The sequence below is a fragment of the Pelatocladus sp. genome, assembly GCF_059505505.1.
Genome location: NZ_JCACKS010000225.1, coordinates 35,462 through 43,137, shown reverse-complemented (window position 1 = coordinate 43,137; position 7,676 = coordinate 35,462). Strand labels below are relative to the sequence as shown.

The 7,676-nt window shown below is 41.5% G+C and carries 7 protein-coding genes; 2 read left to right on the top strand and 5 right to left on the bottom strand.

Features of this window, described 5'->3' with window-relative positions:
- Window positions 1–90 precede the first annotated feature (90 nt).
- Window positions 91–831, top strand: a complete 741-nt coding sequence (locus tag AC5JMK_RS21255) for a DUF429 domain-containing protein (protein WP_495910974.1) — start codon at window positions 91–93, stop codon at window positions 829–831.
- A gap of 314 nt (window positions 832–1,145) precedes the next feature.
- Here AC5JMK_RS21255 and glgP read toward each other — a convergent pair whose 3' ends face one another.
- From glgP to AC5JMK_RS21240, 3 genes are all read right to left on the bottom strand, one after another.
- Window positions 1,146–3,791 (bottom strand): alpha-glucan family phosphorylase, encoded by a 2,646-nt coding sequence (gene glgP / locus AC5JMK_RS21250; RefSeq protein ID WP_096672947.1) that lies wholly within the window; start codon window positions 3,789–3,791, stop codon window positions 1,146–1,148.
- Between the two features lie 178 nt (window positions 3,792–3,969).
- Window positions 3,970–5,169 (bottom strand): histidine decarboxylase, encoded by a 1,200-nt coding sequence (locus tag AC5JMK_RS21245; protein WP_495910973.1) that lies wholly within the window; start codon window positions 5,167–5,169, stop codon window positions 3,970–3,972.
- A gap of 483 nt (window positions 5,170–5,652) precedes the next feature.
- Window positions 5,653–5,979 carry a hypothetical protein gene (locus AC5JMK_RS21240; RefSeq protein ID WP_495910972.1) on the bottom strand — a complete coding sequence of 109 codons (327 nt, stop codon included), beginning with the start codon at window positions 5,977–5,979 and terminating at the stop codon, window positions 5,653–5,655.
- Between the two features lie 244 nt (window positions 5,980–6,223).
- On the opposite strand from AC5JMK_RS21240, the gene AC5JMK_RS21235 reads away from it, so the two are divergent.
- Entirely contained in the window at window positions 6,224–6,424 is a 201-nt protein-coding gene (locus AC5JMK_RS21235; RefSeq protein ID WP_096672951.1) for a hypothetical protein, read from the top strand.
- Between the two features lie 280 nt (window positions 6,425–6,704).
- Here AC5JMK_RS21235 and AC5JMK_RS21230 read toward each other — a convergent pair whose 3' ends face one another.
- Together AC5JMK_RS21230 and AC5JMK_RS21225 are read right to left on the bottom strand one after the other, a co-directional pair.
- Window positions 6,705–7,103, bottom strand: coding sequence for a DUF433 domain-containing protein (locus AC5JMK_RS21230; protein ID WP_096672953.1), 399 nt, complete (start codon window positions 7,101–7,103; stop codon window positions 6,705–6,707).
- Window positions 7,104–7,354: 251 nt separating this feature from the next.
- The coding region (locus tag AC5JMK_RS21225) for a tetratricopeptide repeat protein (RefSeq protein WP_495910971.1) at window positions 7,355–7,676 on the bottom strand (322 nt) is incomplete at its 5' end.

Sequence of the window (7,676 nt, the reverse complement as noted above, 5' to 3'; positions counted from 1 at the left end):
GCACCCTAAGAGCTAGTCACATAAAGGCTTTGATAGTTGTCGGAGATGTCTAGTGTTCACTTCCTCATACCCCTATTTAACTTGATAAAAATGAAATTTATCGGCATCGATTTAGGCTGGAAATCTCAACCAAGCGGACTGTGCTACTTAGAATGGGCAGAAAATCAACTACAAATACTCGACTTAGATCGCCAAGAAGCAATTGCAGACATCCTCAACTGGGTTGATACTTGTGTTCCACCATGTGAAAGTGCCGTAATTGGTGTAGACGCGCCGACTCTCATTCCTAACGCCATCGGTAGTCGTCTCCCCGACAAACTCACCCATAAATACTTTGGTAAATATCACGCTGGTTGCTACCCAGCCAATCTGAATCTTCCCTTCGCCGAACGCACCGTTAACTTTGGTTTAGAACTCGAATCACGTGGTTTCGCCCACGCACCCACCATCGAACCCCAAAAACCTGGTAGATATCAAATCGAAGTCTTTCCTCACCCCGCCATAGTCAATTTGTTCAGATTAGAACGTATTCTTAAATATAAGAAAGGACGCCTGAGCGATCGCCGCCTAGAACTAATCAAACTCTATAATTACATCACACAAATATTACCCACCTTAGAACCTTCTTTGTGTACTTTGCGCCTTTTCAATTCATTTCTCCCCGAAATCCCCATCACAGGCGCACAACTCAAAGCCGTCGAAGACAAACTCGATAGCCTCATCTGTGCTTACGTAGCAGCATACTGGTGGTATTGGGGAGAACAACGTAATTTCGTACTAGGCGATCGCACCACAGGTTACATAGTCGTTCCGCAAAGGATCGGGGATTAGGGGATCAGGGATCGGGGAACAGGGACAAGGGAAGCAGGGTGGTTTCATACAAGCAGATAAAAATTAAAATCTTCTTTTAAAGCCTCTCCCCTTAATAAGGGGAGAGGTTTGGAGAGGGGTAAAAATCTATGCTTCAAAACGAGAAATACAGACTTCCATATTTTTATTTTTTCGTATGAAACCACCCTGGAGAACAGGGACAAGGGAAGGGGGACAACTTATCAGTTATCAGTTATCAAATTAAAACTGTTAATTGTTAACTGATTCATACCCAATCCCTGATCCCCGATTCCCGATCCCTTATCCCTAATTACTCACTCCGCCCACAAAATCAACCTTGGCTCATAAGGAGTAGAAAGATATTTATGTTTGGGTAATACACGCAAAGATAATCCTTGTAAACCAGAAGTCGTATACAGAATATCTGCCGTGTAAATACTTAAGCCTTGGGCATCTTCTCCTTGGTATTCCATCACAAGTGGTACACCATTGACAATCTCGCCATTAGCATCTACTGCACCTTGATACAGTTCTATCTGTACGTCATCATTTGTAAGAGTTGCCAAGTCAATTTTGGCTTTAACAGCAACGGTTTGGTTAACTTCAATATCAGGGCCTACAGAAACATCAATATCTTTAATTGTGATGTTGTACCAGTGTTCACCGAGATTTAATTTCCAAGCTGCCAGTTCTTTGGCAGGGGCATAATTATCACTAGTCAGGATAGTATGGCGATCGCTTGCGGGGAAATATGCTCTTTGGGCATATTCTCTCACCATCCGCGCGGTGTTAAAGAACGGACAGTTTAACCGGATAGCGTCTTTCATTTTGGCAACCCAGTGTCTAGGCAAACTATCGGCATCGCGATTATAAAACAACGGTACAACTTCTTTTTCTAAGATGTCATACAGGGCATTTACTTCTATTTCATCCTGATAAGTGGGATCGTCGTAAATTTCCCCATGTCCAATTGCCCAACCAGTGCGGACATAATCAGCTTCATCCCACCAACCATCTAGTACACTTAAATTTGGCAATCCGTTCATTGCTGCTTTCATGCCACTAGTACCAGAGGCTTCGCGGGGACGACGGGGTGTATTTAACCACACATCACAGCCCGCCACCATTAACCGAGCAATATGTATATCGTAATTCGGAACAAACACCACCTGTTTTTCCAAATTATTTTCACGGATGAAATGATTAATTTCGCGAATGAGTTCTTTACCGGGGATATCTTTAGGGTGTGCTTTACCAGCAATCACAAATTGTACTTTGCGGTCTTTATTGCCAAATAAAATCCGCTTGACACGCTCTAAATCACGCATCCAGAGAGTAGCACGTTTGTAGGTGGCAAAGCGACGGGCAAAACCTATCGTTAAAATATGAGGATCGAGGACTTCTTGGGCTTGGGCAATTTCGCTAGGGGATGCACCGCGATCGCGTAAATGTTTGACTAAATGCTCCCGGACATACAAAATCATATCTAAGCGGCAGCGTTCGTGGTTCCGCCACAACTCCTCATCGGGAATCGCATTCATCCGATCCCACAGGGGATGCTCACCCGGTGCTGATGACCAATTGGGGCCTAAATAGCGATCGTACAACTCCTGAGTTGATTTAGCCACACAACTACGGGCATGAACACCGTTGGTAATGGCTGCAATTGGCACTTCTTGGGTTGGTACATCAGTCCACAAACCCTTAAACATTTGCCGTGACACAGAACCGTGCAACTGCGCCACACCGTTAGAAAATGTTGCCATCTTCAGCGCTAGCACTGCCATACTAAAAGGTGAGGATAAATCACCTGTACTCTCCCGTCCCAATGCTAAAAATTGGTCTTTACCTAAACCAAAAATTTCTGCATAGTGTCCCAGATAGTACAAAATTTTATCTGGTGGGAACAAGTCGATTCCGGCTGGCACTGGTGTATGGGTGGTAAATATATTTGTAGAAGCTACCACTTGCCTAGCTTCGATGTGACTCAGCCCTTGCTCTTGAATTAAAATGCGGATACGTTCTAGGGCAGAAAATGCTGCATGTCCTTCATTCATGTGGTAAGCAGTGACGTTATACCCCAGTGCTTTCAACATCCTCACGCCGCCAATACCCAACATTATTTCTTGGTGGATACGCATATCAATATCACCACCATACAGTTGATCTGTAATGTCGTGATCGTAAGGATTGTTGGGTTCAATATTGGTGTCAAGCATGTATAATGGCACCCTTCCCACTTGCACCCGCCAAACCCTGGCATAAACGGTACGCCCCGGATAATCTACTGTAATTCGCAGCTCTGAACCATCCGAATTGCGTTCTAGGTGCAAAGGCATGTTATAAAAGTCGTTAATTGGATAACGCTCTTGCTGCCAGCCATCAGCATTTAAATACTGAGCAAAATAGCCTTGCTGGTACAACAAACCCACACCGACGAGGGGAAGCCCTAAATCACTGGCAGATTTTAGATGATCCCCTGCTAGTACACCCAAGCCTCCTGAATAGATGGGCAAACAGTCCACTAGCCCAAACTCAGCAGAAAAATAGGCGTAGCATTCTAGGGATTGGGGATTAGGGATCACAGATTGGGAATCGGGAGAAGATAAGCCAGAAGAATTACTTTCTTGTCTCCAGTCCCTTGTCCCCAATCCCCTGTCCCTTGTTTTCTCATACCAAGTGCGTTCTTTGAGATAATCTTCTATCTGCAAAGCGGCACGATCCATTTGTGCCAAAAAGCCTTCATCTTCCACTACTTCGAGCAACCGCGCTTGGCTTATGGTTCCTAGCATCAAAACAGGGTTATGATGGCTAGATTCCCATAAATCAGGATCTAAACGGCGAAATACATCTTTAGTTTCTACGTTCCAATCCCAAAGCAAGTTGTAAGCCAGCTTGCGTAATGGTTCGAGTCGCGCAGGCAAAGAAGGTGAGACGTTGAATGTACGAATTGGCTGCATAGGTTTAGCAGAACTCCAGGTCTAGCTATCGTTATTGTTGTCTTTATTTTCCTAATGTTGCCAATTTTTTATACTGTGTTCGTAAATCGCCTCTATTTTTGTGAACTTTTGTAAAGATTTTGCTCAACATAGAACCAGATCTGAGTGGTACTAAATCCAAAGAATAATCTATGCAGCTTCATAGAGAACTGGTACTAGACAGGATCGTGACACACATTGTTTTCCTGTTCCCTGTTAAGAGCTTTTCGTCTGCGATCTCTTTTATCTGTTTGTTAACTAATAAATTTTGTATAAATAGGTCAATTTTTTGGGTAGAAATGTGCTGCATGACGACGATGTGAGCAAGATTTTCCTCTGTGGCTAATTGCCACTTGCGACATAGCTCGATTTCAGGCTTGTCAAAAACTACTGTGATTGAAAAATCATTAAGTAAAGGATGGTAATTTCTTTCTTGTAGGCGATCGCGCAGATACCGCGCATTTTGCAAGCAGCTAGCGACTTCCTTCTGAAAGTGCTGACTTCTCGTTTGGATCGCATACCACAAAAGTAAAGCAGCGATTCCGCTACGTGAACCCAAAATAGTTGTATCTTGACTGCCAATATATTCAACACTTGTCTCAATTTTGTTGACATAAGGTTGACGAGTGAGAACAATTCCATAAGCGATAGGAGAACCAATAAACTTGTGACCACTGACAGAAATACTTCCAATGGGATAGTCCCGAAAACTAATTTTTGGTGCTTCTTTTATAAAAGGAAGTAACATTCCTCCCAGTGCGCCATCACAATGGATATAAAAGCGAACTCCTACCCTTTGTGTGATCTCAATAATTCGCTCTATATTATCAACTGCTCCTTTCATAGTAGTGCCTAAATTTATATTGATGATGGCACTTTTATGTTTTCGTTGTGATAGCTCATACTCTAGATGTTCATAGTTAATTTCCCCGTTAAATTGTGAACTAATCACAATATGAGGTATTTTCAATAAACGTGCTGCTTTGGCAACTGAATAGTGAGTATCGCTAGAAGAATAAAGAATCGCATCAGGGTTAAGTTCTCTACCCAAGAATATACCGTAGAGATTTCCTTCCGTACCACCACTGGTGAGATATCCCCAGTATTCTTCTAACTCATAAAGTTGAGCAAACCAGTTAATACATTGTCGTTCAAATTCTTTAGAATGAAGAGCGAAGTTACCTTCGACAAATGGATCACCGACATTATTAAGATAATATTGAAAGAAGGGCAGCAATAAAGTGTAATCAAAGTCGAGATTAGCAGGATAGCCGATAGAAAGCTTTGTGCATTTAGCTAGATGCTGCTGTAATCTTTTTAAACTTACTGAAGTATTTTTATCAACTAATTGGGGAAACATATGTTTAATTTTCTACTTAATATTGCTAATTTTCTTATGCTTTCTCTGTTATGAATTCATGAATGGATAGCAGAGAACCGAAAAACGAAAAAGCAGGATTGAGGCTGAAACACTTACTACACGATCTTTTTATGCGTGCTTTTTTTCGCCTTAATCACATGATTTTTAAGATAAAAATGTGAATGACAATGAATTTGTCAGTTATCTTCTGTCTAGGTTGTTGCAAAGCTTCTCTGTTTTGCAGCTATGTAATAAGTACCTAAACATAAATGAACTTTCTTGAGTGAAGAGAGGTTTGAATAGTATCAAATATTCATATAACAAGCTTGTCAGCTAAACTCATCCCTACACTAATCACATCACTTGTCTATGTCTTTTTGGTCACTAAGTTGCTACAGCCACTAACAATTTCATTCTAGCTCTTTGCAAAGGGTTTAAACTTTTTGCTAATAGCGCAAGTCATCTTCAGACGACTTCATAAAATTAAACAGTCTGCTTAAGCAGACTTTCACTATGAGACCGCAATTTCAATCGCAGGCGTTTTTTTGAACATTTGCGATGCTCCCTTTCTTGTTTCAACCCTGGAGCTTTTTGTTCTGAACTCGAAGTTTCTCGTTTCAACCTTGGAGTTTCTTGTTTCAAACGAGAAGTTTCTTGTTTCAACCTTGGAGTTTCTCGTTTCAAACGAGAAGTTTCATGTTTCAACCCCGGAGTTTCTCGTTTCAACCCCGAAGTTTCTCGTTTCAACCCCGAAGTTTCATGTTTCAACCCCGAAGTTTCATGTTTCAACCCCGAAGTTTCTTGTTTCAAACGTGAATTGTCTGATTTTGATCTCTGACGTTTCAAAGTATCTGCACAACCATAGATAATCACCAACAAGCGATCGCACTCAATACAGATAATTTTTATGCTAAACTATGAATTTTTAGCTTGCGCACTAAAAATTTTTAGTGTAGTATGAAATATATAGAGAAGGCGCTCCAGACTAACAACCTCAAGCGCCTCTCTATCTCAAAACAACTGTTCATCATTTTGATTATTTAAAATTGTAGCAATGACACAACCAATTTTTTGCCAAACACCTACTAGAGGTTTTGTAAATTTAGCTTACGCTCGCAAAGTTTGTTTTCGGAAGATAAACTATAACATGGCTTGGCAATTTGCCTGCGTCATCATTTGGAGTAATGGTGAAAAGGAAAGTTTTTTTGGCAAAGACGCTAAAGTTATAGTCCAAACATTAGAAAAAATGAAATAAAAGCAAAGCAAAGGGTTTAAATCCTTTGCTAATAGCGCAAGTCGTCTGAAGACGACTTCATGAAAATCAAACAGTCTGCTTCAGCAGAGTTTAGCTATGAGACTGCGATTTCAATCGCAGGCGTTTCAAATGCGATCGCTTGTTGATTCGATGAGAGTGCGATCGCCTTTTATCTAGTGTATCAGTGTCCTCATTTTTTCCATTGATTTAACCAGCGTACTTGCCCGATTAAATCAACTGCTTGTGTTTCCGTTAACATACAATCCAAAGTAAAAGAATCTTAGACATTATAAGACTCGAAAGCTTGTTCTGCTGCTATGGCTTGGTCAATCTCTTGTCTATGTGCAGTATAAAAAGCTAGTGCTTCGTTGACTTGTGCTTCACTTAAATTATATTCAGCTGCAATTTGTGAAACAGATAAACCCCATTGCTGACTAGCGATCGCAACAGACTGGACTCGTAAGCCAGTTCCCAACAGTATAGGTACTCGCGTACCGCTAGCACCACAACGATATGTAATACCAGGAAACCGAGGATCGTCAACAGGCTGACTCAGAGTTCCTACTTTTTCTGCGATCGCCCAAATGATAAACTGCTCAAGAGATATGCCTTGATTTGTAGCCCATCTCTGTGCTTCTTGTTGTAATTGAGTTGGTAAATTCACAGGAAAAGACGTCATTAGTTTTACCACAGTCAAGCAACTGATAACTTTAATTTACTAACCGCTAAATCTAGCTTACTGCTTTACTTAATGGGGGTGCGTAGACGCAAAGCGGCTTGTCACCAGACATCGCACAATCCTAGAGAATCAAAAAGCGCGATGTCTGACGACAAGCCACTGCGTGTCTACGCACTTCATAAAATCAAACAGTCTGCTTTAGCAGAGTTTAGCTATGAGACTGCGATTTCAATCGCAGGCGTTTCAAATGCTCACTGTTGAAGCTTTTTAATCAACTCCAAAATTGTTTGATATAACTCTGTATTTCCTTGTTGTTTAAACAGTTCAGCAGCTTTCTGCAAATCCGCAATTCCACCTTGCTTATCTCCTGTCTCAACACGGACTATACCGCGTCGTCCGTAGGCTTGGGCATAGTTGGGATCAATTTTGAGGGCTAAGTTGTAATCAGTGATTGCACCTTTATGGTCTCCCAATTCACTGCGGGCTACACCCCGATTGTAGTAGGCTTTGGCATAGTAGGGATTAATTTTGAGAGCTTGGTTGTAATCAGCTATAGCCCCTTTATGGTCTCCC